This window comes from Sphingomonas sp. OTU376 (genome assembly GCF_038440415.1).
In the GTDB taxonomy this organism is placed as follows: Bacteria; Pseudomonadota; Alphaproteobacteria; order Sphingomonadales; family Sphingomonadaceae; genus Sphingomonas; species Sphingomonas kyeonggiensis_A.
Genome location: NZ_JASATQ010000070.1, coordinates 1 through 26,339 on the forward strand (window position 1 = coordinate 1; position 26,339 = coordinate 26,339).

Here is a 26,339-nt window from a genome sequence, read left to right on the forward strand (position 1 = left end):
CCCCCCCCCCCCCCCCCCCCCACCCCACCTGCATTTCGATCCGACCCGGCGCGTCATCGCGCGGGAACCGCGCTGCCCGGCAACGGGCCGAAAGGACTTCTAGCAAAAAGCAAAACGGCACACGCCAGAGGGAGGCGACATGAGGGACGTGCAAAGGGGGACGGCAATCTGCGCAGCGGCATTGCTGTGGAGCGGCCAGGCATGGGCGCAATCGACGACGACTTCGGCCGAGACCGGCGCTGGTGGAGGGAACGGCCAGGCAGCGGGGGTCGAGGAAATCGTCGTCACCGCGCAGCGGCGCGAGCAATCGCTCCAGGACGTGCCGATCAGCGTCAACGTGTTCAGCGCCGCGACGCTCGACGCGCTGGGCGCGCTGAGCGCCGGCGACATCGACACCTTCACGCCGGGCCTGACGATCGACGACACCTCGGTCACCCAGCCCCACTATGCGATCCGCGGCGTCTCCTCGGACGATTTCGGCATCGGCACCGAGCCCGCGGTCGGTGTGTTCCTCGACGGCGTCTATACCGGGCGCTCCGGCTCGGCGCTGATCTTCTTCAACGATGTCGACCGGGTGGAGGTGCTGAAAGGCCCGCAGGGCACGCTGTTCGGGCGCAACACCTCGGCGGGCGCTATTTCGATCATCACCAAGAAGCCGGTCGATGCGTTCGAGGGCAATGCCCAGCTGCGCATCGGCAACTACGAGCGCCGCCGCGCCGAGGGCATGATCAATTTGCCGCTGGGCGACACGCTCGCGCTGCGCGTCAACGGCGTCTACAACAAGCGCAATGGCTATCTGACCGATGCCGTGACCGGGCGCGACTATGAGCGCGAGGACAATTGGTCGGGCCGCGCCGCGCTGCGCTTCCGCCCCGGTGCGGGCACCGACATCCTGCTCGCCTATGACCATGACAATACCCACAAGGACGGCCCCGCCGCGATCGGCATCGGCCCGCTCGCGCTCAGCCAGGATCCCGAAGGCCCCTTCGCCAACGACACGCTCGGCGGATCGCGCGAATCCCGGCTGCTCGACGCCTTCACGCTGACGATCGACCAGGATCTGGGCAACAAGCTCAAGCTGACCAGCCTGTCCTCCTATCGCTGGTTCAAGACGCTCAACCGCGAGGACGAGGACGGCACCAACCTGGCCGCGCATCACCTCGACACCGAGAATAACGAGCGCAACCGGAGCTATTACCAGGAACTGCGCCTCGCCCAGTCGACCAGCAGGCTGACCTGGGTGCTCGGCGCCAGCTATTTCCACGAAAGCGCGACGCAGAAGACCCGGACGATCGCGCTGACCGATTCGATCGACACGGTGCTCGCCAATGTCGCCGGCCTGCCGCTGTTCACCGTGCTCGACAGCGTCGGCCTGCCGGTGTTCGGCATCCCCTGGGTGGAATCGATCGACAACCATGCCGACAATGATTCCTACGCGGCGTTCGGCGACCTGACATGGTCGGCCACGCCCAAGCTGAACCTCACCGTCGGCCTGCGCTACACGCGGGACGAGAAGAAGTTCACCTGGCAGGTCAATCCGTACAGCGCGCCGGGCCTGACGCAGATCGGCGCGCCGGGCGCGCTCTACAACGCGATCCTGGGAGCCAGCGTCTTCCCGGACACCGCAACGATCAGCGTCGCCGATTTCTACAACGCGGTGGTCGGCACCAACATCATCTTCGAGGCAGGCGCGCTGAACGGCACCCGCTTCACCCGCAAGGAAAGCTTCTCCGACGTCAGCCCGCGTTTCGTGATCGACTATCACTTCACGCCGGACGTGATGGCCTATGCCTCGACCGCGCGCGGCTACAAGGCGGGCGGATACAACAGCGTCGAGCTCAATTCCTTCTTCAAGCCCGAGACGGTGTGGAACTTCGAAGGCGGCCTCAAGTCGAACCTGTTCGAGCGCCGGCTGCAGTTCAACCTCTCCGCATATCACTATGTCTATCGCGACCGGCAGCAGCTGAGCCTGGAATCGATCAGCGGTTCGGGCGTGCCGCAATATGTGACGCTGAGCGGCGACTCCAGGGCATGGGGCATCGACCTCGACACCCGTTTCGCGATCGCGCCGGGCATCTCGATCGGCGCGGTGGCCGGCTATATCGACTCGGTCTGGGTCAGCCGCACCGAGCAGGGCGTGGACATTGACGGCCAACCGACCGGCGAGCCCAGCTTCCGCGGCGTGCTGAACGCGCATCTGGACCAAGACCTTGGCGGCGGCGCCGGCGGCATCTTCGCCGATGCCAGCTACAGCTACACCTCGAAGCGGCGGCTCAACGATGCGATCCGCGCATCGGATGCAGCGCTGGAGAACAGCCCGATCTACGGCGACATGGTCGATTTCTCGAAGCTCAAGCGCCTGCGCGGCAGCCGCGAGATCGTCAATGCGCGGATCGGCTGGCGTCTGCCGGGGAATGCCTTCTCGCTGTCGGTCTTCGCCGAGAACCTGTTCGACGTGCGCACGCCGCGCACGCTCAACCCGATCAGCGCGCAGACGCTGGGCACGCCCTATGTCCGCATGGACCGGCCGCGTTTCTGGGGAGTGGAGTTGAATGGGCGGTTCTGAGCCGGGCCGCCCGGCCTTCCCGCCCGGCTTCCGCTGGGGCGTGTCGGCCTCCGCCTATCAGATCGAGGGCGCGGTCGCCGAGGGCGGCCGCGGCCCTTCCACCTGGGACCGGTTCTGCGCCCAGCCCGGGCGGATCACCGACGGCAGCAGCGGCGCGGTGGCCGCCGATCATTATCATCGCTTCGCCGAGGACATCGCGCTGATGCGCGACCTGGGGGTGACCGACTATCGCCTGTCGATTGCCTGGCCGCGTATCCTACCCGAGGGTCGCGGCACGGTGAACCAGCCCGGGCTCGACTTCTACGAGCGGCTGGTCGACGCGCTGGGCGAGGCCGGCATCGCGCCGATGGTGACGCTCTACCATTGGGACTCGCCCCAGGCGCTGGAGGATCAGGGCGGCTGGACCAACCGCGACATGGCCGGCTGGTTCGCCGATTATGCAGGGATCGTCGGCGCGCGGCTTGCCGACCGCGTGGCGCGCTGGGCGACGCTCAACGAACCGATGGTGCTGACCAACATGGGCTATGCAGTCGGCGGCCATGCACCCGGCAGGACGCTCGGGCTCGGCGCTCTGCCGGTGGCGCATCACCAGCTGCTTGGACACGGTCGCGCGGTCGCCGCGCTGCGCGCTGCCGGGGCGTCGGGCATCGGGATCGTCAACAACCAGATGCCGGTATGGCCGGCCAGCGACGATCCGGCCGACGTGGCGGCGGCCAATCTCTACCGCATCCTCACCTGCTGGCTCTATTCCGACCCGGTGCTGCTCGGCCGCTATCCCGAGGCGATCGGCGCGGTGATGCCCGGGCCGGTCGAAGCCGACCTCGCTGAGATCTCCGCACCGATCGACTGGTACGGGCTCAACTACTACAATGCCGAGAAGGTCGGCGCGCCGAGCGAGACCGTGCGGGTGGTCGATGGGCATGCAATGCCGTCCGACCTGCCCTTCGACCTGGTGCCGATCGAGGGCCGCGCAACCACCGATTTCGGCTGGCCGGTCACCCCTGAGGGGCTGGGCGAGATACTGGCGGAGCTGCGCGCCCGCTATGGCGCGGCGCTGCCCCCGATCCATATCACCGAGAATGGCGCGGCCTTTGGCGACGAACCCGGCCCGGACGGCGTGGTGCGGGACAGCAGGCGGATCGACTATCACGCCGCGCATCTGGAGGTGCTCGCCGCGGCGATCGCGGACGGCGCGGACGTGCGCGGCTATTTCATCTGGTCGATCCTCGACAATTTCGAATGGGCGGTCGGCCTGTCGCAGCGCTTCGGGCTGGTGCATGTCGATTACGAGACGCTGAAGCGCACGCCCAAGGCGAGCTTCGCCTGGTATCGCGACTTCATCCGGGGCCAGCGGAGCTGAGATGACCGGGATCGCCTCCGCCTCGCCGGCGCCGCGGAGCGATCCCCTTTCCGCTGCCGGGCTCGCCGCACTGTCGCTGGCCAATGCCGGGCTATGGGCCGCGCTGTTCGGCCCGATCGAACTGCTGCTCGCCCAGCATTCGAGCCTGCTGGCGCCGGACGGCAAGGTCGCCGTGCTCGGCATGGTCAGCGCCGCCGGGGGCGCGGCGGCGATGCTGACCAACCCGATATTCGGCGCGCTGTCGGACCGCACCCGTTCGCGCTTCGGCCGCCGCCGTCCCTGGGTGGCGCTGGGCGCGCTGGCCGGCGCGGGGAGCCTGTTGCTCCTGTCCGGCGCGCAAAGCGTCGCGATGCTGACGCTCGGCTGGTGCCTGGTCCAGACATCGCTCAATGCGATGATGACCGCCTTGGTCGCGACCATCGCCGACCGGGTACCGGTGGCCGAGCGGGGTGCGGCGGGTGCCTGGTTCGCCTTTGCCCAGGCGCTGGGGATCGTCGGCGGCGTTGCGCTTGCCCATGCTACCGCGCCGGACCTTGGCGCCGGCTATCGCAGCTGCGCGGCGCTGCTGCTGGTCTGCGCCCTGCCCTTCCTGCTGATCGAGGATCCAGGCCCGACACCCCTGCCCGCCCCACCGACGGCGACGGCGCACCCGCCCGCCGGCACCGCCGACATGGTGTGGGCCTGGCTGACCCGCTTCTGCTTCAACCTGATCTCCGCCCTCGCCCTGCTCTATCTGCTCTACTATCTCGGCGACGCAATCCACCGCCCCGCGCCCGATGGCGACGTGCTGCTGCTCACTGCGCTCCACATCGCCGCGATGGTGATCGTGCTGGTGCCGGCGGGCCTAGCCTCGGACAGGATCGCGCGGCGCAAGCCGTTCGTGCTCGCGGCATCGGCTTCGATGGCGATCGGCATGACCCTGCTCGCGGTGCAGCCGGCCTGGGGACTGGTCATCACCGGGGTTGCCTTCGCCGGGATCGGCTTCGGCCTCTATTCAGCGGTGGACGTCGCCATCGTCACCGAAGTTATCCCCGAGGCGACGGAATCGGCGCGCGATCTCGGCATCTTCAACATCGCCAATGCCCTGCCCCAGGTCGCCGCCCCGGCACTGGCGGCCGCGCTGATCGCCTTTGCCGGCTATGGCGCGCTCTATGGCGCGGGCGCGCTGCTGGCGCTGGTCGCGGCGGCTACGGTGCTGCGGATACGGGCGGTTGGATGACGCCGCCCGATCGCGTAGAGCGCCCCCGATGGCGAAGCTGAATATCTCCCGGCCCTCCTCCACCGTTGAGCCGAAGCAGGCCCGGGCGCTGCAGACGCGCGAGACGCTGCTGGAAGTGACCGCCGAGCTGCTCGCCGAAGTGGGCATCGAGCGCATCTCGACCAACATGATAGCCCAGCGCGCGGGCATGACCCCGCCGACCTTCTATCGCTATTTCGACGACAAGTTCGCCGTGGTGGAAGCACTGGGCATGCGGCTGATGGAACGCCAGAACGCCGTGCTCGCGGACTGGATCGAGCGCTATGCCCATCGCGGGATCGAGGTAGCGGCCGCGCATGCCGGGGATCTGCTGCGCGAAACCGCGCTGGTGACCCAGAACGAGCCCGGCGGGGTCTGGGTCGAGCGCGCGCTCCACGCGACACCGCGCCTCGAGCATATCCGCATCGAGTCCCACCGTTTCGTCGCGGACAAGCTGGCCGACGCCTTCGCGCCGCTGCTGCCGGCAATTCCGCGCGAGGCGATCTGGCGGCGGATGCGGATCGCGGTCGAGTTCGGCTATGTCACCGGCGAGCTGCTGCACAGCGAGCAGGACGTGCCCGAGGAGCTGCTGCTCGCGGAGACGGCGGAGATGCTCCGGTCGGCCTTCACCAGCTGGGGCAGCGCCGCGGGGAGCGCCGGCTAAGCGAAGCGATCCGGCCGGAAGGCGGCCAGCGGTTCGGCGGTTACGCCATCCACGATCTCCTGCGCCGCCAGCCGCCCCAATGCGGGCGCGAGCGTGACGCCGCTATGGGTGACGGCGACGTAGAGCCCGCCCAGCTTCGGCGCGAACCCGATAACGGGGAAGGAATCCGCCGGCACCACGCGCTGGCCGACGCTGACGCGCTCGATCCCGGCATTTGCGATGCCCGGCAGATAGGTGGCCGCCGCGCGCTGGATTGCCTGTCCGAAGGCTTCCACCCCTGCCCCTTCCGGTGCGCCGCCCTCATGCCCGCTGATGCTGGCGACGAAGCGGCCGTCCGGCATCTGCTTGAAGGTACTGCGCGGCGCGAAGACCACTCGATCGAGCACCGGCCTTTGCGGACGGGTGTGGAGCAGCACGCCCGGCGAGGCGGTGAGCGGCAGCCCTATGCCCGCCTGACCGGCCAGCGCCTCGCTGCCCAGGCCCGCCGCGAGCACCACGGTATCGGCTTCGATCACGCCATCCGCCGTCTGCACGCCGGCAACCTTGCCGTCGCGGACGAGCAGCGAGCGCACTTCGACCGGCGCCCGCAATTTCGCACCGAGTTTCCGCGCACGCTCGAGCAATGCGGCCACCGCGCCGGCGGGATCCACCGCCCCTTCCTCCGGGAAGAAGGCCGCCGCCGAGACCGGGCCGATGCCGAGCCCCGGCAGCAGGGTCTTGAGCGCTCCCGCATCCACACTGCGCCCGGCATAGCCCCATGCCTGCGCGATCCTGAGGCTGGCCCCCAGCCTGGCCGCCTCGACCTCGCTGTCGCGCCAATAAGTGGCGCCGCCCCATTGCAGGGGGAGCGCGGGGCCGGCCTCCTGCTGCCAGATCCGCCAGCCGGCCATGCCCAGCCAGTTCAGCTGGAAATAGGGCCGCGAGCCGGTCTTGGTCGAGGCGTTGAGATAGGCGAAGGAATCGCCCGTCGCACCCGCCGCGGGCTTGAACTTCTCAAGGATGGTGACCGCCACGCCGTGCTTGGCCAGTTCATAGGCGATCGCGGCACCCACGATCCCTGCACCAATCACGATCGCGGTGCGGCTGCCGGGTGCAACCGGACGGGCACGAACGGCCCCGGGAAGCAGCGGGGCGGCGGCAAGCAACCCCAGCGTGGCGCGGCGGTCGATCCTCACCGGCCGGCCTTCGGTTTTGCCAGAGCCTGCACCTGGCCCCAGACGCGCAGGAAGTTTCCGCCCCACAGCTTGGCGATATCACCCTCGCTATAGCCGCGACGTTGCAGCTCGGCGGTGATGTTGACGGACTCGCCGACATCGTTCCAGCCGATCACCCCGCCGCCGTGGTTGAAGTCGGACGAGATGCCGACATGGTCGATGCCGATCTTCTTCACGACATAGTCGATCTGGTCGACATAATCCTTGAGCGACGCGCGATAGTCCGGGCTGCCGGTGATTTCGTGGAATTCCTCGCTGTACTTCGCGAAGACCTCGGGCGGGAGCACCTTCACGCCCTTGTCCGACAGCGGCTGGATGCCCGCCGGCGTCTTGTCCTCGGGAATGCCGTAGCGGCGGCGGATCTCGTTGAGCTTGGCCAGCGCTTCCGGCGGGAAGGCCTTCACCCAGGAGCTATAGGCGTTGATCGCGACGACGCCGCCCTTGGCCGCGATCGCCTGCAGGGTCGCGTCGTCCAGGTTGCGCGGATGGTCGATCACCGCACGCGCATTCGAATGCGAGGCGATCACCGGGGCACGGCTCAGCTCCAGCACCTGGCGAACGCCCTGCGCGGTGATCTGCGACACATCGATCACCACGCCGAGGTCGTTGAGCCGCGCGACCGCCTGGCGACCCAGCGGCGACAACCCACCGTGTTCATTGAGCTTGTCACCGCGCAGCAGGTTGGGCCGGGCGGAATCCGCCAGGTCGTTGTTGCCGGCATGGGTGAAGCCGAAGATCGACACGCCCTTGGCGTGCCATGCGTCGAGCTGGCTCAGGTCCTTGCCGATCAGATTGCCGTTGAGGATCGACAGGATGATCGCGACACGGCCCGAGCCTTCGATCGCCTGCAGCTCCTCGGGCGAACGCGCGATCTCGGTTTGCTGCGGATAACGGCGGACCACGGCTTCGATCGCATCCAGCTTCTGCTGCCCCTTGGCCGCGGCTTCGGCATAGCCGGCGGGGGTGCGCGCGTTCTGCGGCACGAAGATCGCCAGCACTGCGCCCTTCAACCGGCCCCGCTTCGCCTTGACGAAGTCGAACTGGTCGGGCCCGTCCTGGCTGGGGTCATGCGCGCCGGTGCCGAAGTCGAACGGAATATCGAGATGGTTGTCGAGATTGGGGATGCGCTCCTGCAGCGCGGTCGCCGCCTGGAGCTGTTCCGGCGTGAAGCTCTGGGCATGCGCGCCGGCGAAGGGCAGCGCAGCGCCTGCTAGCAGCAGGAGCAGTTTCGAACGAAGGGCAAATCGGGCCATGGAATGTCTCGCTTGGAAAAGGGGGATTATTGCGCGGGGCGGGTCAGCTGGCGGGCGATGAGCTGCCAGCCGCGCGATCCCTTGGTCCACACGTCGAGGCCCGAAAGCCGTGCGGTGCTGGTGGTGCCGTCGTCCTTGCTCAGGTGGAAGGTCCAGCTGGCGGTGACATAGGCGACATTGCCGTAGCTGCGGACGCTGGCATCGGCGATGTCGACTGCGGTGAAGCGCTTGCCGGGCGCCAGCGTCCGGTCGATCTGCTCATTCTTGCCGAGTACCGCACCATCGGTGTGGCCATAGGAAAGGTCGGGATGGAAGGCGGCGTCCAGTCCCGAGCGGTCAGCCTTCACCACCGCCGTGCGATAGGCATCGATCGCAGCGATCACGGCAGTGCGGGTCGCGGCGGGGCCACGCTCCTCGACCGCCGCATGCTCCTGCGCGAAGACCGGAATGGACGACAGGCTGGCGGCACCGGAAAGGCCGGCCGCGGCGATCAGCAGCGCGCTAAGATATCGGGATTTCATGGGGACTGGCTCCTTAGAAGGACAGGTCGAGGCGAGCGAAATAGGTGCGGCCGGCGCCACCCTCGGGCGACAGGCCGGAATAGAGCGCGACCACGGGATTGCGGGCGGCCGGGAGCACCTGATCAGGATGGCTGTCGAGCAGGTTGTTGATGCCGGCCGAGACACGCGCATTGGCGAACAGGCGATAGCCGGCCGAGAAGTTCACCACTTCCTGCGGCCCGAAGCGCTGGTCATAGGCGACCACGGCGTTGCGCGCCCAATAGATGCCGTAGCGTGTGCCCGAGAGGTGCGCGTCGAAGCCGCCATTGGTGTAGTCGGCGGCCAGGCGGACGAACGTATCGGGGTTCCATTCCTCGATCAGCCCGCGCGCCTCATGCCCGATAAGCGACAGGCCGCTGCCCGCCAGCACCGCCGGAGTTGCCTTGATATGGGTGATCCTGGTGTCGCTCAGGTTGAAGCCCGCGCTCAGGTCGAGCCGCTGGTCCTGGCCCAGCCGCGAGCGATAGCGCGCGGTCGCATCGATGCCGCGGGTCCGGGTGTCGACGGCATTGGTGAAATATTGCGCGCCCGAATAGGTCGGGAAGCCGGCACCGGTCAGCACCTGGCGGACCAGCGTGCCGGTTAGCGTCTCGGACAAGGCGATGCGATCGTCGATCGTCGTCTGGTAGAAATCCACCGTCACCGACAGGTCGCCGCTCGGCGTCCAGACCAGGCCGGTCGAAAGGTTGGTTGCCTTTTCCGGCTTGAGCGGCGTCGCGCCGAGCGCCCGGGCAACCGCGCTGTCCACCCGCGCCAGCTTGTTGGTCGCCAGCACGCCATTGGTGATGTTCGGGATCGTGCGCGAATAGGCCGACTGGCCGAGCGACGGCGCGCGGTAGCCGGTGCCGGCGCTGCCCCGCCAGGCAAGCTTCGGCGTCACTTCATAGCGCAGCGCCAGGCGTGCGTTCGCGGTCGTGCCGAAGTCCGAATAATGCTCGACGCGGCCGGACGCGGTGACGCGCAGGCCCTTGGCAAGTTCGGTCTCGAGCTCGAGATAGCCGCCGACCACGTCGCGGGTGGTGCGTCCGGCATCGTCGGGCGAGAAGCCGCCAAAGCCCTGCGAAGCCGGCGTCGCCACCTTGCCGGCATTGGGGCCGTCGAGGATCGGCACGCCGCCATTGGCCCAGGAACCATAATCGCCCTGGAACACCTGATAGGCCTCATGGCGATAGGCGAGGCCCGCCGCGACATTAAGCGGCCCGCGCAGCAAGCCGGTCTCGAACGGACGCTTCCAGTCGAAGGTGACATTGGCCTGCTCGTTGAGCAGGTCGCCGGTGTTGAACGATGTCGGACTGGCCGTGCCGAGGCTGGCATTGTTGGTGTTGTAGACCAGGCTCTCCACCCGGTTGCGGCCATAGTTCGCCCCCAGGTCGAAGTCGCCGGCCTTGCCCGACCAGCGCACACCGCCGCCGATCGAGGCGTCGCGGGAATGGACGCGCAGGAAGGGCTGGAAACCATCCGGGAAAAGCGCGCGAACCGTCTGATCCGCATTGGGCTGGCGGAGATTGCCAAAGCCCTCATCCTTGCGCCAGCCATAGCTTCCGGTGAGGTACAGCGTCACGCCGCCGACGGTGCTCTCGGCGTTGAGCAGCAGGTTCTCCCGCTTGGTGGCGCCGCTGCCATAGAACCAGTTGCGGTTGGGGAAGCTCGCCTCGCGCGGATCTCCGGCGAAGTACATCGTCCGGTTGTCCCGGCCCGAAAGCCGCGTACGGCCGATGTCCCAGACGTCGAACGCCAGGATGACCGAACCGTCGCCCGGCAGCTTCGCGCCGATCGAGCCCTCGATGCTCTTGGTCTCGCCGTCGCCCTTGTCGTTGACGCCGTACTGGACCGCGAGATTGCCGTGCCCGGCCTGCTTCTTGAGCACGATGTTGACCACGCCGGCGATCGCATCCGAACCATATTGGGCCGAGGCGCCGTCGAGCAGCACCTCGACGCGCTCGATCGCGCTCAGCGGGATGCTGTTGAGGTCGACCGTCTGCGCGCCCTTGGCAACACCGCTGCCGGCGTTGAGCTGGGCGGTCGCGTGGCGGCGCTTGCCGTTGATCAGCACCAGCGTCTCGTCCGCCGCCAGACCACGCAGCGACACGCCCTTCACGAAGCTGGCCGCATTCGAAGACGGTACCGATGTGGGGAAATTGAAGGAGGGCACGAGGCGCTGCAGCGCTTCGGACAGGGTGCGGGCGCCAGTTGCCTGCAGATCCTCGCCGCTGACGAGCTGGACCGGAGCGGAGCTTTCCAGCGCCTTGTTGCCGCTGCGCGAGCCGACCACAACGATGGCGTCCTGCTCGTCTCCGGTCGCGCCGGATTGCGCCTGGGCGGGGGCGATCAGCGCGAGAGGCGCCGCTATCGCAGCGGCGGCAACGCCACCGAACAATCGAAGATCAATCCTGCCGATACCAGCGCTCGCCGCTGGAGCACCATAGTTCTGATAACGCATGACTATGCTATCCCCCTGATGGACATCAGGCGGGTTGACCCACATTATTTCAGCACAACTTCCCGTTCGCGAAGCCAGTTAAAAAGCTTCATCGCATGGAATTATCATCCCTTCCGGGAATCATTGCAGAAACGCGCAACCCACCTTTGTTTTGCTTACAGCTAAAACCTACCGAAATGGTGGGAATTGGCGAGATAGTTACCCTTTATGTCCACTTAGGGGAGCTATCGGTAATTAAATTTCGCAAGCAAACCCAAGGCTTGGCTGCCTTTGTCAGCGCGCGATCAGCCCGGAATAGGACTGGAGGACCTGATCCAATATGCCCGGCCAGCGATACCCACTCGCCGCGACATGCGCCTCGCGGGCGAGCGAGAAGCGCAGGTCAGGCCGCTCGATCAGCTGCTCTGCCACTTCGGCCAGTTCCGGTGCCGAGGCCGGTGTGAGCATGCCTGATCGTCCCGGCGCGATCAGTGCCTGGGCGCTCCCGACATCGGCGCTGACCACCGCAAGGCCGGAGGCCATCGCCTCGAGATTGACGTTGCCAAAGGCCTCGGTCGTGCTTGGGTTGATCAGGACGTCCGCGCTCGCCACCGCGCGGCCCAGCGCCTTGCCGTCGAGATGACCCGTGAAGACTGCGTCGGGCAGCAAGGTGCGGAACCGCGCCTCGGCCGGGCCGGTGCCGACGATCAGCGGGCGCAGCGGATAGCCGCGCTCGCGCAGCAGCCGGATCGTGTCCGCGAATACGGCGATGCCCTTCTCGATCACCAGCCGGCCGAAGAACAGCGGGACGATCTCGTCGTCGCGGTAGCCCAGCGCGCGGCGCCAACCCAGGTCGCGCAGCATGGGCGAGAATGCAGCGGGGTCGATGCCCCGCCCCCAGATCGCGATATCCTCGCGCGCCACGCCCATTGCCACCAGGCTGTCGGCCGAGGCGGCATTAGGTGCCAGCACCCGGTCGCTCGCCTGGTAGAAGCGCCGCAGGTGCCATTCGCCGAGCCCTCGCAGCGCACCCAGCCCGTAATAGTCGAAATAGGTCTCGAACCGGGTGTGCAGGCTGGCCACCACCGGCACATCAAGCCGACGCGCCAGCTTCTGGGCGCCCCTGCCGAGCAGGTCCGGCGCGGAGACATGGATGATGTTGGGCGCGAAGCGCTCGATATCGGCGCGCACCGATCGCGGCACGCCCAGCGCGATGCGGAACTCACTGCGGCCCGGTATCGGCACCGACGGCACCGACACCAGGTCCCCCGCCGGCGCGAAGGCGGGCTCCGCTATGGTCGGGGAATAGACCCGCACATCGGCGCCACGATCGAGCAGGTGGTCGACCAGGCGATTGAGCGCCCGATTGGCTCCGTCCCGTACGCAGTTATAGTTGCCCGAGAACAGCGCGACCCGCATCCGCGTCGCCGGTGCACCGTCATTGGCGGGGCGGTCGGTACGTGCGGGCGCTGCCAGATCGGGCGCTCCGATCGGGCGGACCTGTGGCGGCGGGCCCGGCCTGCGAGCGGAGACGTCGGCACGGGGAAATTCGGCGGGCGAAATCTTCATGGCAATGCAGATTATGCGCGAGGCGACGCTGCCTCGCACGCACTATTCGTTACGGAAGCTGAATGACGACTGACACGGCGCGGCGGTTCTGCGCGTGCGAGGCCTCGTCGGAACCCAGCGCCTCGGGCCGCTCCTTGCCATAGGAGATGGTCGTGATCCGCGCCGGTGCGATGCCCTGCATGGTCAGGAACTCGGCTGCGGCCCGCGCCCGGCGATCCCCCAGCGCGAGGTTATATTCGCGCGTGCCGCGCTCGTCAGCATGCCCCTCGACCAGGAAGGCGACGCGCGGATGCTGGCGCAGCCACTGCGCCTGGCGGGTGAGCGTGGCGCGCGCTTCCGGCGACAACGTATAGGCGTCGAAGGTGAAGAACACGCGGTCCCCCGCGGTTGCTGCCAGATCGGCCTGGAGACGAGCCAGAGCCGGATCCTCGCCATTCTCGGCATAACCCTCGCCACCCGTGCCACCGCCGGTGACGTCGGAGGCGTTGCCCGGCGCCTGCCGCTTGGTGCAGCCGCCAAGCGCCACCGTACCGATCATCACCGCCAGCATCAGTTCCTTACGCATACCCTCTCCCAGGGAATGTTTCGGAAACATCCCTAGAGAGGCTTTGGCGGTAGGCGTTACTATAGGTTTTTTATGCATGGACCCGCATGCACAGGCGCCATAGCCCTTTTCGTCGAGAGCGCGCTTTTCTGCATTCCCCTCTCGCAGGTCTCCCCCCAAAAGAGGCGCGTGTTCCCACCGCGGCGGCGGGCAGCAAGGTCGTCCCCGGCCAAGCCCGCCGCCCGGACCAGCCAGAGGCAACGCAACGAGCTTGATGACGTCCCGACGCCCGAACGCGATCGCCCGCCTGCTTCTCGCGCGTCTGCACCTGGACCGCGACGACATGCTGCGCACCGCGATCGTGCTCGCGCTTTCGGCCGTCATCGCCTTTACCGTCTATCCACTGGGTGAAGTCGCTTCGGCGCTGGTATTCGTGCTCGGCATCACTGTCGCCGGCGCGCTGAGCGGTCTGGCATCGGCGCTCATCGCCGCGCTCGCCGCGTTCCTGATCTACAATTTCTACCTCACCGAGCCCGCCCTCACCTTTCGGATCGCGACCGGGGGCGATCTTGCACCGCTGATCGTCTTCAACCTGTGCGCTTTGGTCTCCGGCGTGCTGGCCGGCCAGCTCAAGGATCATGCCCAGGCGGCGCGATCGAGCAACCTGCAGCTCCACAGCCTGCTGGCGCTGAGCCGCCAGCTCCAGTCCGCGATCCGCCTGCCCGACGTTGTCGCCACGGTGGAGCGCGCCGTCCATGACATCCTTGGCGCGCGTGCCGCCCTGTTCCGCTTCGAGGACGGAGAACTGCGCAGCCTTGCCGCGGCGCCGGCCGAAGCCGACTGGTATGCATTCGCCGAACGAATCGCGGCCCGCGCCGAGCCCCAGGGTGAAGGCACGTTGTTGGGCAGGCTGCTCAAGCCCGCCAACGCTTCCGATGCCGTGCTGGTAATCGAGCCGCTGCGTCCGGGAAAGATCACGCCGGCCTTCATCGATGCGGTCGCCAATCTGGTCACGCTCGCGCTCGAACGCGCCGCCCTGTCCGAGCAGATCACCGAGCGCCAGGCGGTCGCGCGCGCCGAACAGCTCAAGACCGCGTTGCTCGCTTCGGTGAGCCATGATTTCCGCACCCCGCTCACCGCGATCAGCGCCTCGGCGTCGAGCCTGATTGCTTATGGGGAGAGATTCGATCCCGAGACCTCGGCGGGGCTGTTGCGGGGGATTGTCGAGGAATGCGAGCGGCTAAATCGCTACACCGCCAACCTGCTCGAGATGAGCCGGCTGGAAGCGGGGGGTGTCGCGCAGCCGCTGCAGATCCTGGGCGCTGCCGAGATGGCCGCCGCCGCGCTCCACCGGGTCCGCCCGCGCGCCGGCGGGCGGCAGATGGTGCTCCAGGCCCCCGCCCCCGATCTGCTCGTCGCCGCCAATGCCGCCCTGTTCGAGCTGGTGCTTATCAACATCCTCGACAATGCGATCCTCTACAGCGACGACGATGCCCGGGTGGAGATCGCCATCACCGCCGAGCAGGGCGCCTGCCGGATCGACATCGCCGACAGCGGCCAGGGCATTCCCGAGGCGGCACTGCGCCGCGTGTTCGAGCGTTTCTATCGTGCGGGCCGCAGCGAGGCGGCCGGGCGCGGCAACGGCCTCGGGCTCGCCATCGCCAAGGGCTTTGTCGAAGCGCTGGGCGGCACGATCGAAGCCACGCTTCCCGGCCTGGACGGCCGGGGCACCCGCATCACCATTCGTCTCCCGCTCGCCGAGGCAGCCCAAGCATGACCAACATCCTCCTCGTCGATGACGAACCCGCGCTGATCGCGGTGCTGAAACCGGTACTCGGCGCCGAGGGCTATAGCGTCGCCACCGCATCGGGCGGCGCGGCGGCGCTGCGCATGGCCGAGGACATCAAGCCCGAAGTCGTGCTGCTCGACCTCGGCCTGCCCGATATCGACGGCAAGGACGTGATCCGCGCGCTTCGCGCGACCAGTGCCGTGCCGATCATCGTCATCTCCGCCCGCCACCAGGAAGGCGAGAAGATCGCCGCCCTCGACAATGGCGCCGACGACTATGTGAACAAGCCCTTCGAGATCGGTGAGCTGATGGCCCGCATCCGCGCGGCGATCCGGCGCAGCTCCAGCCTGGAGAACGCCCCCAGCACCTATCGCAGCGGCCCACTGGAAATCGATTTCCAGACGCGGCGGGTGTCGCTGGCCGGTGATGCGGTGAAGCTTTCCCCCAAGGAATATGACCTGCTGCGCACGCTGGCGCTGAGTGCAGGCCAGGTGGTTACCCACAAAAGGCTGCTCGCCGTCGGCTGGGGCAGCGACGGCGCCGACAGCCAGTATCTGCGCGTCTATATCGGCCTGCTTCGCCAGAAGATCGAGGAAGACCCGAGCGATCCCCGCTTGCTGGTGACCGAGCCGGGCGTCGGCTACCGCCTCGCCAGCGCCAACTGATCCATAACGGAACCTCGCAGCGGGGTCCGGACATTCAACAGGGCAGCCGCGATCGGGCGGCGCCAGAAACGGGACAAAGCCTTGGAAACCGTATCGATCATCCTGTTCCTGCTGCTTGCCGTGGTGGTCAGCGGCGCGTTCGCCCGGATGCTGCCCTTCGGCGTCCCGGTGCCGCTGGTGCAGATCCTGCTCGGCGCGGTGATCGGGCTGTCCACCTCGCACCGGGTCGTGCTGGATCCCGAACTGTTCCTCTTCCTGTTCCTGCCGCCGCTCCTGTTCCTCGACGGCTGGCGCATCCCCAAGGACGAGCTGTTCAAGGATCTGTCGACCGTGGTCGAGCTCGCGCTCGGGCTGGTGCTGCTCACCGTGATCGGCATGGGGCTGCTGATCAACTGGATGATCCCGGCGATGCCGCTCGCCGTTGCCTTCGCGCTTGCCGCCGTGGTCTCGCCGACCGATCCGATCGCGGTTTCGGCGATCGCCGCGCGCGTGCCGATCCCGAAGCGCATGATGCACATCCTCGAAGGCGAATCGCTGCTCAACGACGCATCGGGCCTGGTCTGCCTGCGCTTCGCCGTGGCCGCCGCGCTGACCGGCAGCTTCTCGGCAGGCGAAGCGGCGCTCACCTTCCTCTGGGTCGCCGGCGGCGGTCTGGCGATCGGCGTGCTCGTCACCCTGGCGGTCTCGGCTGCCAAGACCTGGGTGACCCGGCGCTGGGGCGAGGATACCGGCTCGCAGATCCTGGTCAGCCTGCTGATCCCCTTCGGCTCGTACCTGCTGGCCGAGCATTTCCACGCATCAGGCATCCTTGCCGCGGTGGCGGCGGGCGTGACTATGACCTTCGCCGAGATCTCCCGCCAGGCGATGGCCGTCACCCGCATGCGCCGCAACTCGGTGTGGGACACGCTGCAGTTCACCCTGAACGGCGTGATCTTCGTGCTGCTCGGCGAGCAGCTGCCCGGCATCGTCGCCGGCGCCAAGGAAACCGTGCTGCTGACCGGGCACCATTCGCCCTGGTGGCTAGGCATCTATGTCGTGGCGATCGTCGCCGGCCTCGCCGCGCTGCGCTTCGCCTGGGTGTGGACGTCGCTGCGCCTGACCATCCTGCGCAAGCGCGAGGGCACCGCCGAGATGCAGAGCCCGAACTGGCGACTGGTCGCGGCGACTTCCTTCGCCGGCGTGCGTGGCGCGATCACCCTGGCCGGTGTGCTCACCCTGCCGCTCGCGCTGCGCGACGGCACGCCCTTCCCTGCGCGCGACCTGGCGATCTTCCTTGCCGCCGGCGTGATCATCGTGTCGCTGGTCCTCGCCAGCGTCGGGCTGCCGATCCTGCTCAAGGACCTGAAGCTGCCACCCGAGCCCTCCCGCCAGGCGGAAGAGGATTCCGCGCGCGTCGCCACGGCGGAGGCGGCGATCCGCGCGGTCGAGCGTCACCAGCATGAACAAGGCGAGGCGCATGACGATCCCGGCCTTTATGCGGCGGCCGGCGCCCGGGTGATGGACTTCTACCAGGAGCGGATCGACGGGCTGAGCGACGGCGGCGCCGACGAGCTGCGCCTGCAGGAACGGCTGGCCAGCGAATTGCGCCTGGTCGGCATCCAGGCCGAGCGCGCGCAGCTGCTGGAGCTTGCCAGGGGGCGTGCGATCGGCAGCGAGATCGCCCGCAAGCTAACCCGCGAACTCGACCTCGCCGAGGCCCGCCACCGCGGGTGAGGCACGCGAAAAGGCGCGCGGTGCCGGAACACCGCGCGCCCTTCGTTCAGCTGGTCGTTCAGGCAGCGTCGACCATCACGATCTCGCTGTCCTCGATCGCGGTGACCTTGAGCACGGCAAGGTCGCTGATCGCGGCGCCGTCCCGGGCGTTGACCCGGACGCCGTCGATCTCGATCGCGCCGGTAGCGGGGACGAGATAGGCCTTTCGGTCCGCGCCCAGCGCATATTCGGCGGTCTCGCCGGCCTTGAGCGTGGCGCCGATCACTCGCGCATCGGTGCGGATCGGCAGCGCGTCATTGTCGTTCTCATAGCCCGATGCGAGGGTGACGAAATGGCCCGAGCGATCGCCCTTGGGGAAGGGCTTGGCGCCCCAGCTCGGCGCTTCGCCGTCGCGGGTCGGCACGATCCAGATCTGGAAGATCCGGGTGGTCACGTCTTCGAGGTTATATTCCGAGTGGCGGATCCCGGTGCCGGCGCTCATCACCTGGACGTCGCCCGCCTCGGTGCGGCCCTTGTTGCCCAGATTGTCCTGGTGGGTGATCGCGCCCTCGCGGACATAGGTGATGATCTCCATGTCGCGGTGCGGATGCGGCGGGAAGCCGGTCTGCGGCGCGATCGTGTCGTCGTTCCACACGCGCAGGTTGCCCCAGTGCATGCGGGCGGGATCATGATAGCCGGCGAACGAGAAGTGGTGCTTGGCGTCGAGCCAGCCGTGATTGGCGCCGCCGAGGCTGTCGTAAGGGCGAAGTTCGATCATCTTGCATCTCCTGTGGGGTAGCGCTGGCCGCCCCTTGTGAGACTGGATTTAGGACTTGCCCGCTTTATTGATCAGAGGGATAAAATCCTTCGAAACGTTCGAGGAAGTTGAATAGTGAATACGCCGGGCACGCCGACCTATGACCAGCTGCGCATCTTCCTGACGATCGTCGATACCGGCAGCTTCGCGGGCGCCGGGCGCAAGCTCAACCGGGCGGTTTCGGTCATCAGCTACGGCATCGCCAATCTCGAGGCACAGCTCGGCATCCTGCTGTTCGAGCGCGAAGGCACGCGCAAGCCGCAGCTCACCGTCGCCGGCCGCGCCCTGCTCGCCGAGGCGCGCAGCATCGCGCACGGCATGGACGGGCTGCGCGCCAAGGTGAAAGGGCTGCTCGACGGACTGGAGGCCGAAGTCAGCCTGGCGGTGGACGTGATGCTGCCGGCCGAGCGGCTCGGCAAAGTGCTGCGCGCCTTTGCCCGCGAATATCCCACGGTGCAGCTGCGCCTGCATGTCGAGGCGCTCGGCGCGATCACGGCGATGGTGCTCGATCACGAAGCGGTGATCGGCATTTCGGGGCCGCTCTCGTCCGGCGTCGAGGGGATCGAGAGCATGACCGCGGGATCGGTGCCGATGGTGCCGGTGGCTGCGCCCGATCACCCGCTCGGACGGATGGAAGTGATCCCGCCGGGCGCCGGGCGCGACTATACCCAGCTCGTGCTGACCGACCGTTCGCGCTTCACCGAGGGGCAGGATTTCTCGGTCACCAGCCCCAAGACCTGGCGGCTGGCCGACCTGGGAGCGAAACACGCGCTGCTGCGCGAGGGGATCGGCTGGGGCAACATGCCGCTGCCGATGATCGAGGCGGACCTGGTGGCGGGCACGCTGATCCGGCTGGGGATGCCCGACCATGTCGGCGGCACCTATCGCTTCTCGGGCATCTGGCGCCGCGACACCCCGCCGGGGCCGGCGGCGGCGTGGCTGCTTGACCAGTTCGTCCAGCTCGGCGCGCATGATGCGGAGCTGGCGGGGATGACGGATGTCTAGAATTTAGCTGCTACCCGGCGGAAGCCGGGGCCCAGGGTTTCTCTACCGTATCGCTCTGTTACCCCGGGCCCCGGCTTTCGCCGGGGAGCGGGAAGGCGTTACTTTGCCAGCGGCTCCCGCGCCGCCGGGTGCAGCGCGCAGGCGGCGGTGCCGACCAGCACCATCGCGCCGGCAAGGATCAGCGGCGGGGTGAGCCCGTAGCGGTTGACCAGCAGCGCCCCCAGCATCGCGCCGAGGAAGATCGCCGCCACGCCGCCAATCCGCCGCGCCCAGTTGGGGTTGCTGCCGCCGGCGAAGTGCGAGTCCGCCGCCAGGCCGGTGAGCGTCAGCGTCAGCACCGTCGTCGTCAGGTCGGGCACCTTGAGCTGGCGGATCGTCGCGTTGCGGAAGCCCATCGCTACGCCCGTGAGCGCGATGATCGCGAACACGCTGGCGGTCGGCGACTGGCTGGGAATGTCGAAGCCGATCGAAACGCCGGCAGCGATCCACAGCAGCGCCGCCTCGACCAGCGCCGCGACGATCAGCCAATGGTGCAGCGGTCGTCCCGCATGATGCTTGCCGATCCGCCCCGCAATCAGCGCTCCGAGCAGGAAGGCCGCGATCGCGGCGACGAACGGCGCCACCCGGAAGCCCGGCGTACCGGCGGCGGCGAAACCGAGAAAGACGATGTTGCCGGTCATGTTGGCGGTGAACACCTTGCCCAGCCCGAGCACGCTGATCGCGTCCACCAGGCCGGTAGTGACCGAGAGCAGCAGCAACAGCCAGGGGAGCGGGGTCGAGGATTTGGCGGCGGACATGACGGGAACTCCCTTTTTCTAATCTGGCTGTTTGATCTGGCTTTCGCCGGGGAACGATTGGGTCCTAGGGCGCTCCCGATTTCGCAAACATCCGAATAAAATCAGCCCTATCATTCGATATTTTCGAAAGGTCAGAACCGGAAATTGGCCTCCAGCCCCAGCATGGCGATCGTCTTCGCCGGTCCCGTCTCGCGGATGAAGGCGCCGGGTACGAAGGCGGAGAGCGAGGCGGACAGCTCGAGCTCGGCCGTCGCCTGCCAGGCGATCGTCGCCTCGGCTTCCTTGCCGATGAAGCGGGCACGGCTGCTCCCCGCCGCGCGGATCAGATTGCCGGGGATGTCATAGACCCCGTCGGTGCGGCTGTACCGCCAATAGGCCATGGCGGCGAGGCTGGCGGAGATGTCCCTGGCCAGTGTGGCGCTGACCCGGGGATTGAGGCTGACGATATTGGTCGGCCCGACCGGCGACAGCTCGCCGAAATATTTCCCCTTGGGGAACAGCGCGTTGAAGGTGCCGAGCGTGCCGTTGCCCGGTTTGCCGTCGCCGCTCACCACATTGAAGCGCAGCGTCGCGTCCGGCTTGAGCGGCACTTCGGGGAAGCTGCGGCCGACTTCGGTGCCCAGCGTCCAGGCCGCGATGCGCTCGCGCCCGAAGCGACCGAACTGCGCGACGCCCTCGACATTCCAGTGCCAGTCGCCGCGCGTGCCATGCGAGCGCAGCCCGAGGCTGTGCCGCTCCTCGCGCGCGCTCACCCCGCCGAAGCGCACGAGATCGTTGCGATAGCCGAGATAATAGAGATCGAGCCCCGGCAGCACGCCATAGGCACCCCATAGCGACTTGCTGTCCGAGGTCCGGTCGTCGAACGTCCCTGGCCGCGGCTGCACCGGCCGGACCGCGAGCAGGCTCAGCTTCGCCTTGCCGATCGCTACATCCGCCCGCGCCCCGTCAAAGGCGAGCGGGACATTGGGGCCATAGCGGGTGCCGACCAGCCGCTCGGTGCCGAGCGACAGCATCTGGCGCCCGGCGCGCAAGGTCACCGGGCCGAGATCGACTTCGCCGAAACCCTGGAGCAGGTCGACGCGGGTCTGGTCGACCGGCCCGGCCGCCGGCGCCACGCCCACCGCATAGGCGGCAATCGGCTGGACGAAGGCGCGCAGCCGACCGACATGGAGGTCGGCATAGGGCAGCGCGCGCAGCCACAGATAGCCGTCGTCCGGCGCATCGGCCCCGCCCCAGAGATTGTCGTGGTAGTTCTCGTTGCGGGCACGCAGTTCGATGCCGGTGGAGAGCCAGGCGTCTTCGCCGAGCGGGATGTACTTGAGCGGCCCGGTCCAGTGATGTGCGCGCTTCTCCGCGTCGCTCAGGTCGGACCAGTCCTCGTCATAGCGCGTGATGCTGAGGGTTGGGGCTTGCCAGGGTTCGTGATCCTGGGCGGCGGCGGGGATGGTGGTGAGGAAGAGGGTCGGCAACAGGAGCGTAGCTGCTCCCAGGCGAAGGCCGGGGCCCAGTTGCATTGTCGCCCGAGAGGCTCCTGCACCTAACCAGCTTCGCCGAAACTGGGCCCCGGCCTTCGCCGGGGAACGGAAGAAGGTAACGGGTTCGGGCACGCCAAACCTACCCACGCCGCCGCTCCCACTCGGCGACCAGCGCCACCAGCACGAAGCCGCCGATCAGCCCGAGATGCTCGAAGAACGCATTGGTCGCGCCGAACCGCTCGGCGCTCCCCGGCGCCATCGTCCAGAAGGCGTTGGCGGTGATCGCGGCGAAGAAAGTGAACACGCCCAGCATCCCCGCGCCCAGCCAGACCAGCCGCCCGCTCAGGATCAGCACCGGGCCGATCAGCTCGACCGCGATGGTCAGCGCCGCCCAGAGCGCCGCGGGCTGCATGCCGAAATGCGCCTGCTCGGCGACGGCGCCGTGCCAGTCGGTCAGCTTGACCACCCCGCCGAGCAGATAGGCGCCGCTGAGCGCCAGCCGGGCAAGGAACCAGGTCGGACGCCAGTCGAGCACGGCATCCACGAAGCGGGGCGTGTCCATCGCTCAGTTCTTCGCCACGGGAGCGTGGATCTCGGCGATATAGCCGCCGGGGAAGCGGACGATCGCGGCATCGCGGTCGCCCTCGCGGTGCGCCGGCACCAAAGTCTCGACCCCCGCCGCCTTCGCCTTGTCGAGCGTCACGGTGAGGCTCGATACCTCATAGCCGGTCAGCTCGCGGCCATAGGGCCAGGGCAGCTGTCCGTTCGACACCAGCACCGTCATCTTGCCATAGCCCGAAGTCAGGCGAACGCGGCGATAGGTCTTGCCCGGCTGGCCGATCTCGACGCCCGGCGCCGCCTTGTCCTCAGAGACGATCTTGGCATGGGCATAGCCGGTCCAACTCTTAAGGAAAGCGTTCGCCGAGTCCGCGGTCAGATAGACCCGGTTCTCCGGCACCGTCGCCAGCGGCGCGTAGTGCGGCTTGGTGGTGTGCCAGTAGAGCTGCATGTTCACCCCGCCCGGCCACTGCACGACCACATCGCGACCGATCGGATCGGGGAAGCTGGTGACCAGCCGGCTCGCGCCATGGCTGAGAGCGGAGGTCACCGCCGCATCGATATTATCGACCAGATAGCCGGTCCGCTCGTCCCCGAACGGATAGGGCACCGGGGTAACGAAGCCGAACACCGAGAGGATGCCAACAGGCGTGAGGACGAGCTGCGAGTTGGTCTGGCTCGCGGTCGGGGTAACCTGGAACACGCCCTTCTTCGTGGCAGTGCCGCCGAAAGTGGCGGTCACGCTGGCAACGAAGCGATCAAAATCCTCGGGCGCGACATAGACATGGGTGGAATCATATTCCGGCCCGATCGCGTGATCGGCGCTGGCCTTGGGCGCCTGCTGGGCAAAGGCAGCACTGGGGGAAACGGCGGGAGAAAGCACGACCAGAGCGGTCGCGAGCAGGAAGGTGTGGCGGGTCATTTCAGCTACTCCGATGGGATATGCACTGCCTCTGCGGACGGGTTTAGCCACCGCCCGAAAGCCGAACGATCCGAATAAAATCATCGGAACTGTTCGACATTCTGGAACAATCAGACCGCCCAGCACCCGCAACCGAGCGCGCCCCAGAAGCTCTGGACATCGGCGGCCGGCACCTTGGCGCCGAGTGCGGCAGCATGGTCATGGCCATGCACCCCGCAGGCCGAGTGGCAGGCGCACGCAGCGGCGAGCTTCTTCGAGTCGTCACGGCGATAATGGCCACCGAAGGTCGCGACCGGCGACCAGTCGGGCATCGCCTTGGGCGCCTTGGGGCCGAGCGGCGCGAAATCGCCCTCGCCATAGACCACCTTGCCACCGAGCACGGTCAGCACCGAGCGGAGATGCGCGATGTCATCCTCGGCGACATGGAAATAGTCGTCCGAGAGCAAGGCGAGATCGGCGAGCTGGCCCGCCTTGATCTGCCCCTTCTTGCCGACCTCGTTCGAGAACCAGGTATTCCGCTCGGTCCACAGCCGCAGTGCGGTCTCGCGGTCGAGCCGGTTGCGCACCGGGTAGAGCGCCATGCCGCCGACAGTCTTCGAGGTGACCAGCCAGCTCAGCGACACCCAGGGATTGTAGCTGGCGACGCGGGTGGCGTCGGTCCCCGCCCCCACCGGCACGCCGGCATCGAGCATCCGGCGGATCGGCGGCGTCGCTTCGGCCGCCTTGGCACCGTAGCGCTCGACGAAATACTCGCCCTGGAAGGCCATGCGGTGCTGCACGGCGATGCCGCCGCCGAGTGCCGCGATGCGATCAATGTTGCGCTCGCTGATCGTCTCGGCATGGTCGAAGAACCAGTTGAGGCCCTTGAGCGGAATGTCGCGATTGACCTTCTCGAACACGTCGAGGGCGCGGCTGATCGTCTGGTCATAGGTGGCGTGCATCCGCCACGGCCAGCGGCGCTCGGCGAGCAGGCGGATAACCGGCTCGAGATCGCCTTCCATCTCGGGCGGCATGTCCGGCCGGGCGACACGGAAATCCTCGAAGTCCGCCGCCGAATAGACCAGCATCTCGCCCGCGCCATTGTGGCGATAGCTGTCGTCGCCGTCGCCCGGCTTGATCTGGGTCGACCAGCTGGCAAAGTCCTTCAGCTCTTCCTTCGGCTTCTGGGTGAACAGGTTATAGGCGATACGCAGCGTCAGCTCGCCATCCTTGTGGAGCTTCTCGACGATCTCATAATCGTCCGGATAATTCTGCGAGCCGCCGCCCGCGTCGATCACGCTGGTCACGCCGAGCGAGTTAAGCTCGCGCATGAAATGCTTGGTGCTGTTGAGCTGATATTCGGGCGGCAGCTTCGGCCCCTTTGCCAAAGTCGCATAAAGGATCGTGGCGTTGGGCTGGGCGAGCAGCAGCCCGGTCGGGTTGCCCTGCGCATCGCGCATGATCTCGCCGCCCGGCGGGTTCGGGGTGTTCTTGTCATAGCCCACCGCCCTCAGCGCCGCGGCGTTGAGCAGCGCACGATCATAGAGGTGGAGGATGAAGACCGGCGTCTCGGGCGCCGCGGCGTTGATCTCGTCGAGCGTCGGCAGGCGCTTCTCGGCGAACTGGTGCTCGGTAAAGCCCCCGACCACGCGCACCCATTGCGGCGGCGGCGTGTTCTCGGCCTGCTTCTTCAGCATCGCCATCGCGTCGGCCAGCGTCGGCACGCCTTCCCAGCGCAGCTCCATATTATAGTTCAGCCCGCCGCGGATCACGTGGATATGGCTGTCGATCAGGCCCGGGATCAGGCGCCGTCCCCTGGCGTCGATCACCTGGGCATTCGGCGCGGCGGCGGCGCGAACCTCCCCCTCGGTGCCGACCGCGAGGAACTTGCCGTCTCGGATGGCGACGGCATCGGCGACCGGGTTCTCGCGATCGAGCGTGGTCACCTTGGCGTTGACGAGGATCAGGTCTTGAGGCGGGGTCATGGCGAAACTCTCGGAAATGGGCAGCAGGGCGGTGGAGGCGGCGGCGCCGACAAGCGCCTGGCGGCGGGAGATCACGCCTCGTCCTTTCGGTTGGCCGGCAGCCGGCCAAGGACATGATCGGCGCAGTCGCTGGTGACGAAGGCGACCACTTCCTTGCGATCCAGGATGCGCTTGGCGATCGGCACCAGCTGCTCGCCAAGCAGGATCCCCGCCAGCCCGAGCAGGGCGATCACCGGCGGGGCGGGAGAACGAACCCCAAGCAGGCTGTACACGACGCCGACCAGCAGACCGGCACCCAGCGAGAGAAGATAGGCTTTCATGGGGTTCGTCCTTCCGACTTTTGGGGATCAGGCCTGGATGAAGGCGAGGATGTCGGCGTTCAGCACGTCGGCATTGACCGTCAGCATGCCGTGCGAGAAGCCCGGATAAGTCTTCAGCGTCGCGTTCGGCAGAATCTCGGCCTGGAGCACGCCGGCATTCTTGTAGGGCACGACCTGGTCGTCCTCGCCGTGCAGCACCAGCGTCGGCACGGTGATCGCCTTGAGGTCGTCGGTCTGGTCGGTCTCGGAGAAGGCCTTGATGCCTTCATAATGGGCCTGCGCGCTGCCCATCATGCCCTGGCGCCACCAGTTGTCGATCACACCGGGCTTCACGTCGGCGCCGGGGCGGTTGAAGCCGTAGAACGGGCCGGATGCGACATCGCGGAAGAACTGGGCGCGGTTCGCGGCGACGCCTGCGCGGAAGCCGTCGAACACCTCGATCGGCAGGCCGTTCGGATAGGCTTCGGTCTTGAGCATGATCGGCGGCACTGCGCTGACCAGCACGGCCTTGGCGACGCGGCCCGCGGGCTGGCCATGGCGGGCGACATAGGCCGCGACTTCGCCACCGCCGGTCGAGTGGCCGATATGGACGGCGTTGCGCAGGTCGAGATGCTCGGCGACCGCGGCGGCATCGGCGGCGTAGTGGGCCATGTCATGGCCGCTGCCCACCTGAGCGGAACGGCCATGCCCGCGGCGATCATGCGCGATCACGCGGAACCCCTTGGACAGGAAAAACAGCATCTGCGCGTCCCAGTCGTCCGAAGACAGCGGCCAACCGTGGTGGAACATGATCGGCTGGGCGTCCTTGGGCCCCCAGTCCTTGAAGAAGATCTCGGTGCCGTCCTGGGTGGTGATGGTGCTCATGGGAATTTCCTTAGGATTTCATAGGATTGGGAAAGGCTGGGGTGGGGGGGGGGGGGGGGGGGGGGGGGGGGGCCCCGCGGCGCCG

22 protein-coding genes are annotated in these 26,339 nt (G+C 67.6%); 8 read left to right on the forward strand and 14 right to left on the reverse strand.

Annotated elements, in window-relative coordinates; all coding sequences use genetic code 11:
- The first annotated feature begins 139 nt into the window (after positions 1 to 139).
- Genes AAHM44_RS21015 through AAHM44_RS21030 form a run of 4 tightly spaced genes read left to right on the forward strand, consistent with a single transcriptional unit; the run spans position 140 to position 5,827 of the window.
- A complete protein-coding gene (locus AAHM44_RS21015) occupies positions 140 to 2,566 on the forward strand; it encodes a TonB-dependent receptor (RefSeq protein WP_342251205.1) in 2,427 nt (808 codons plus the stop codon).
- Positions 2,553 to 3,926, forward strand: a complete 1,374-nt coding sequence (locus AAHM44_RS21020; protein ID WP_342251206.1) for a GH1 family beta-glucosidase — start codon at positions 2,553 to 2,555, stop codon at positions 3,924 to 3,926. Before AAHM44_RS21015 ends, AAHM44_RS21020 begins: the two co-directional genes overlap by 14 nt.
- A 1-nt stretch (position 3,927) precedes the next feature.
- Positions 3,928 to 5,145 (forward strand): MFS transporter, encoded by a 1,218-nt coding sequence (locus AAHM44_RS21025; RefSeq protein WP_342251207.1) that lies wholly within the window; start codon positions 3,928 to 3,930, stop codon positions 5,143 to 5,145.
- Positions 5,146 to 5,173: 28 nt separating this feature from the next.
- The gene (locus tag AAHM44_RS21030; protein WP_184168497.1) at positions 5,174 to 5,827 is read left to right on the forward strand and encodes a TetR/AcrR family transcriptional regulator; all 654 of its coding nucleotides are present in this window, start codon (positions 5,174 to 5,176) and stop codon (positions 5,825 to 5,827) included.
- Here the strand turns inward: AAHM44_RS21030 and AAHM44_RS21035 are convergent.
- The 6 genes from AAHM44_RS21035 to pal form a co-directional block, all read right to left on the reverse strand.
- Positions 5,824 to 7,002, reverse strand: a complete 1,179-nt coding sequence (locus AAHM44_RS21035) for an NAD(P)/FAD-dependent oxidoreductase (protein ID WP_269576014.1) — start codon at positions 7,000 to 7,002, stop codon at positions 5,824 to 5,826. The genes AAHM44_RS21030 and AAHM44_RS21035 overlap by 4 nt on opposite strands.
- On the reverse strand, positions 6,999 to 8,294 hold the full coding sequence (locus AAHM44_RS21040) for a dipeptidase (RefSeq protein ID WP_342251208.1): 1,296 nt from the start codon (positions 8,292 to 8,294) through the stop codon (positions 6,999 to 7,001). Before AAHM44_RS21040 ends, AAHM44_RS21035 begins: the two co-directional genes overlap by 4 nt.
- 26 nt (positions 8,295 to 8,320) lie before the next feature.
- The gene (locus tag AAHM44_RS21045; protein ID WP_342251209.1) at positions 8,321 to 8,815 is read right to left on the reverse strand and encodes a nuclear transport factor 2 family protein; all 495 of its coding nucleotides are present in this window, start codon (positions 8,813 to 8,815) and stop codon (positions 8,321 to 8,323) included.
- A gap of 13 nt (positions 8,816 to 8,828) precedes the next feature.
- Positions 8,829 to 11,294, reverse strand: a complete 2,466-nt coding sequence (locus tag AAHM44_RS21050) for a TonB-dependent receptor plug domain-containing protein (RefSeq protein ID WP_342251210.1) — start codon at positions 11,292 to 11,294, stop codon at positions 8,829 to 8,831.
- A 273-nt stretch (positions 11,295 to 11,567) separates the two neighbouring features.
- Complete coding sequence (locus AAHM44_RS21055) at positions 11,568 to 12,842, reverse strand: glycosyltransferase family 4 protein (RefSeq protein WP_342251211.1); 1,275 nt, start codon at positions 12,840 to 12,842, stop codon at positions 11,568 to 11,570.
- Between the two features lie 49 nt (positions 12,843 to 12,891).
- A complete protein-coding gene (gene pal / locus AAHM44_RS21060; RefSeq protein WP_342251212.1) occupies positions 12,892 to 13,407 on the reverse strand; it encodes a peptidoglycan-associated lipoprotein Pal in 516 nt (171 codons plus the stop codon).
- A 253-nt stretch (positions 13,408 to 13,660) separates the two neighbouring features.
- Between pal and AAHM44_RS21065 the strand changes: the two genes are divergently transcribed.
- The 3 genes from AAHM44_RS21065 (at position 13,661) to AAHM44_RS21075 (ending at position 17,553) form a co-directional block, all read left to right on the forward strand.
- Positions 13,661 to 15,163, forward strand: coding sequence for a sensor histidine kinase (locus AAHM44_RS21065; RefSeq protein WP_342251213.1), 1,503 nt, complete (start codon positions 13,661 to 13,663; stop codon positions 15,161 to 15,163).
- Positions 15,160 to 15,840: a response regulator transcription factor gene (locus AAHM44_RS21070; RefSeq protein WP_269576021.1), complete on the forward strand. Its 681-nt coding sequence runs from the start codon at positions 15,160 to 15,162 to the stop codon at positions 15,838 to 15,840. Before AAHM44_RS21065 ends, AAHM44_RS21070 begins: the two co-directional genes overlap by 4 nt.
- An 81-nt stretch (positions 15,841 to 15,921) precedes the next feature.
- Positions 15,922 to 17,553, forward strand: coding sequence for a Na+/H+ antiporter (locus AAHM44_RS21075; protein WP_269576022.1), 1,632 nt, complete (start codon positions 15,922 to 15,924; stop codon positions 17,551 to 17,553).
- 58 nt (positions 17,554 to 17,611) lie between these two features.
- Here the strand turns inward: AAHM44_RS21075 and AAHM44_RS21080 are convergent, their stop codons facing one another.
- The gene (locus AAHM44_RS21080; protein ID WP_184168505.1) at positions 17,612 to 18,310 is read right to left on the reverse strand and encodes a pirin family protein; all 699 of its coding nucleotides are present in this window, start codon (positions 18,308 to 18,310) and stop codon (positions 17,612 to 17,614) included.
- Positions 18,311 to 18,424: 114 nt separating this feature from the next.
- Between AAHM44_RS21080 and AAHM44_RS21085 the strand changes: the two genes are divergently transcribed.
- Positions 18,425 to 19,354 carry a LysR family transcriptional regulator gene (locus tag AAHM44_RS21085; RefSeq protein WP_269576023.1) on the forward strand — a complete coding sequence of 310 codons (930 nt, stop codon included), beginning with the start codon at positions 18,425 to 18,427 and terminating at the stop codon, positions 19,352 to 19,354.
- A gap of 98 nt (positions 19,355 to 19,452) precedes the next feature.
- Here AAHM44_RS21085 and AAHM44_RS21090 read toward each other — a convergent pair whose 3' ends face one another.
- The 7 genes from AAHM44_RS21090 to AAHM44_RS21120 all read right to left on the reverse strand — a co-directional run bounded on the left by AAHM44_RS21090 (position 19,453) and on the right by AAHM44_RS21120 (position 26,254).
- Positions 19,453 to 20,151, reverse strand: coding sequence for a YoaK family protein (locus AAHM44_RS21090; RefSeq protein ID WP_342251214.1), 699 nt, complete (start codon positions 20,149 to 20,151; stop codon positions 19,453 to 19,455).
- Positions 20,152 to 20,282: 131 nt separating this feature from the next.
- Positions 20,283 to 21,665 carry an alginate export family protein gene (locus AAHM44_RS21095; RefSeq protein ID WP_446746013.1) on the reverse strand — a complete coding sequence of 461 codons (1,383 nt, stop codon included), beginning with the start codon at positions 21,663 to 21,665 and terminating at the stop codon, positions 20,283 to 20,285.
- Positions 21,666 to 21,765: 100 nt separating this feature from the next.
- Positions 21,766 to 22,188 carry a DoxX family protein gene (locus tag AAHM44_RS21100; protein WP_269576026.1) on the reverse strand — a complete coding sequence of 141 codons (423 nt, stop codon included), beginning with the start codon at positions 22,186 to 22,188 and terminating at the stop codon, positions 21,766 to 21,768.
- 3 nt (positions 22,189 to 22,191) lie between these two features.
- The gene (locus tag AAHM44_RS21105) at positions 22,192 to 23,106 is read right to left on the reverse strand and encodes a glyoxalase (protein WP_342251216.1); all 915 of its coding nucleotides are present in this window, start codon (positions 23,104 to 23,106) and stop codon (positions 22,192 to 22,194) included.
- A gap of 110 nt (positions 23,107 to 23,216) precedes the next feature.
- Positions 23,217 to 25,145, reverse strand: a complete 1,929-nt coding sequence (locus AAHM44_RS21110; protein WP_342251217.1) for an amidohydrolase — start codon at positions 25,143 to 25,145, stop codon at positions 23,217 to 23,219.
- Positions 25,142 to 25,390: a DUF1427 family protein gene (locus AAHM44_RS21115; RefSeq protein ID WP_269576029.1), complete on the reverse strand. Its 249-nt coding sequence runs from the start codon at positions 25,388 to 25,390 to the stop codon at positions 25,142 to 25,144. The genes AAHM44_RS21110 and AAHM44_RS21115 overlap by 4 nt, the downstream gene beginning before the upstream one ends.
- A 27-nt stretch (positions 25,391 to 25,417) precedes the next feature.
- Positions 25,418 to 26,254 carry an alpha/beta fold hydrolase gene (locus AAHM44_RS21120; RefSeq protein WP_342251218.1) on the reverse strand — a complete coding sequence of 279 codons (837 nt, stop codon included), beginning with the start codon at positions 26,252 to 26,254 and terminating at the stop codon, positions 25,418 to 25,420.
- Positions 26,255 to 26,339 lie beyond the last annotated feature (85 nt).

Bases quoted from the DNA above. Each gene is read 5' to 3' on its own strand.
- AAHM44_RS21015 (WP_342251205.1), top strand. From the start codon at position 140: ATGAGGGACGTGCAAAGGGGGACGGCAATCTGCGCAGCGGCATTGCTG.
- AAHM44_RS21020 (WP_342251206.1), top strand. From the start codon at position 2,553: ATGGGCGGTTCTGAGCCGGGCCGCCCGGCCTTCCCGCCCGGCTTCCGC.
- AAHM44_RS21025 (WP_342251207.1), top strand. From the start codon at position 3,928: ATGACCGGGATCGCCTCCGCCTCGCCGGCGCCGCGGAGCGATCCCCTT.
- AAHM44_RS21030 (WP_184168497.1), top strand. From the start codon at position 5,174: ATGGCGAAGCTGAATATCTCCCGGCCCTCCTCCACCGTTGAGCCGAAG.
- AAHM44_RS21040 (WP_342251208.1), bottom strand. From the start codon at position 8,294: ATGGCCCGATTTGCCCTTCGTTCGAAACTGCTCCTGCTGCTAGCAGGC.
- AAHM44_RS21045 (WP_342251209.1), bottom strand. From the start codon at position 8,815: ATGAAATCCCGATATCTTAGCGCGCTGCTGATCGCCGCGGCCGGCCTT.
- AAHM44_RS21050 (WP_342251210.1), bottom strand. From the start codon at position 11,294: ATGCGTTATCAGAACTATGGTGCTCCAGCGGCGAGCGCTGGTATCGGC.
- AAHM44_RS21055 (WP_342251211.1), bottom strand. From the start codon at position 12,842: ATGAAGATTTCGCCCGCCGAATTTCCCCGTGCCGACGTCTCCGCTCGC.
- pal (WP_342251212.1), bottom strand. From the start codon at position 13,407: ATGCGTAAGGAACTGATGCTGGCGGTGATGATCGGTACGGTGGCGCTT.
- AAHM44_RS21065 (WP_342251213.1), top strand. From the start codon at position 13,661: ATGACGTCCCGACGCCCGAACGCGATCGCCCGCCTGCTTCTCGCGCGT.
- AAHM44_RS21070 (WP_269576021.1), top strand. From the start codon at position 15,160: ATGACCAACATCCTCCTCGTCGATGACGAACCCGCGCTGATCGCGGTG.
- AAHM44_RS21080 (WP_184168505.1), bottom strand. From the start codon at position 18,310: ATGATCGAACTTCGCCCTTACGACAGCCTCGGCGGCGCCAATCACGGC.
- AAHM44_RS21090 (WP_342251214.1), bottom strand. From the start codon at position 20,151: ATGTCCGCCGCCAAATCCTCGACCCCGCTCCCCTGGCTGTTGCTGCTG.
- AAHM44_RS21095 (WP_446746013.1), bottom strand. From the start codon at position 21,665: ATGCAACTGGGCCCCGGCCTTCGCCTGGGAGCAGCTACGCTCCTGTTG.
- AAHM44_RS21100 (WP_269576026.1), bottom strand. From the start codon at position 22,188: ATGGACACGCCCCGCTTCGTGGATGCCGTGCTCGACTGGCGTCCGACC.
- AAHM44_RS21105 (WP_342251216.1), bottom strand. From the start codon at position 23,106: ATGACCCGCCACACCTTCCTGCTCGCGACCGCTCTGGTCGTGCTTTCT.
- AAHM44_RS21115 (WP_269576029.1), bottom strand. From the start codon at position 25,390: ATGAAAGCCTATCTTCTCTCGCTGGGTGCCGGTCTGCTGGTCGGCGTC.
- AAHM44_RS21120 (WP_342251218.1), bottom strand. From the start codon at position 26,254: ATGAGCACCATCACCACCCAGGACGGCACCGAGATCTTCTTCAAGGAC.